General features: G+C 43.9%; 2 protein-coding genes. One reads left to right on the top strand and one right to left on the bottom strand.

What is annotated here, in order from left to right; translation table 11 throughout:
* Positions 1–530, top strand: a 530-nt coding sequence (locus AC3G7N_RS20645; protein ID WP_489424041.1) for a sulfurtransferase, incomplete at its 5' end; no start/stop codon positions are given.
* Positions 531–633: 103 nt separating this feature from the next.
* On the opposite strand, the gene AC3G7N_RS20640 is transcribed toward AC3G7N_RS20645, so the two are convergent.
* On the bottom strand, positions 634–948 hold a 315-nt coding region (locus tag AC3G7N_RS20640; RefSeq protein WP_489424040.1), incomplete at its 5' end, for an FAD-dependent oxidoreductase.

Genomic DNA, 948 nt, shown 5'->3' with positions numbered 1-948 from the left:
GCCATGAAAAATTAGACCTTATGGATGGCGGCCGTGTAAAGTGGGAAAAGGAAAACCGGAACTATACGAACGACATTCCTGAAGTTACACCAACCAAATATGAGGCAAAAAGCGCTGATCCTTCCATGAGAGCACTGCAGCCTGATGTAATGGAAGCTGTCAAGAACGCTCAACCACTTGTCGATGTACGCAGTCCTCAAGAATACAGTGGCGAGGTGATTGCACCAGAAGGCATGAATGAAACAGCACAACGAGGCGGGCATATCCCACATGCTGTCAATGTTCCCTGGAAAGAGGTTGTTAATGAAGATGGTACTTTCAAATCCCCTGAAGAACTCGAAAGCTTATACAGTAAAAAAGGGATTACATCAGATAAACCAGTAGTCACCTATTGCCGTATTGGCGAAAGATCAGCTCACACTTGGTTCGTCCTGCATGAGCTTCTCAACTTCAACAAAGTAAGAAACTATGATGGATCATGGACAGAATGGGGCAGCATGGTCGGTGTGCCAATTGACAAGGCAAATTAGAAAGTAAGTGGTAGGAAAAAGGGCCGGGATATCTTCCCCGACCCTTTCTATTTATAAATATAGATAGAGTCTCCGGGACAAGGGACCTGTCCCTATGTCCCTATCAATTCCTAACAAATCTTCTCGAATCAAGATGCCCGATTTCATGTAAAGTCTTCCCATCGATGATAAGATCTGCGGCTATTGAACCGATAATAGGTGCCATCTTAAATCCATGCCCTGAGAAACCGCTTACTAATAATGTATTTTCCATACCTGGCACTTCCCCAACAATAGAATGATCATCATCGGTGTACCCATCCATATAAACACTAGCTCGCACAGGATTCGGTATAAGTCCGGGTATTAATTCCTTAACAGATTCGCCAACTTCGATCATTTCTCTTAGTGAAACATCACGGTTAAGCTCTTCTGGTTC

The sequence above is a fragment of the Virgibacillus carmonensis genome, assembly GCF_057836705.1.
This window is presented reverse-complemented; position numbering and strand designations above follow the sequence as displayed.